1 pseudogene is annotated in these 230 nt (G+C 81.7%); it reads left to right on the top strand.

Annotation, left to right across the window (positions count from 1 at the left end):
- Positions 1-230 (top strand): annotated as a pseudogene (locus JS521_RS36265) (hypothetical protein); the annotation flags it as partial.

The following is a 230-nucleotide window of genomic DNA, read 5'->3' as shown; positions in this document are numbered from 1 at the left end:
ACCGTCCTCGACGTGCCCCTCGGGGTGTCGGAGGGCGTCGCCCGCCGCCGGGCGGGCGACGGGCAGGTCCTGGACCTCGGGACCGGCACCGTCCTCTGGCTGCCCCGCACGTCCCGGCGCGCGCTCGCCGCCGGACCCGACGGGCTCACCTACCTCACCGCCCCCCGCCCCCCCCCCCGCCGCCCCCGCAACCCGCCGCGCGGGGGGGACGAGGGCGGGGCTTTCGAAGG

It is taken from the genome of Streptomyces durocortorensis (genome assembly GCF_016901035.1).
GTDB classification, from domain to species: Bacteria; Actinomycetota; Actinomycetes; order Streptomycetales; family Streptomycetaceae; genus Streptomyces; species Streptomyces durocortorensis.
This window is presented reverse-complemented; position numbering and strand designations above follow the sequence as displayed.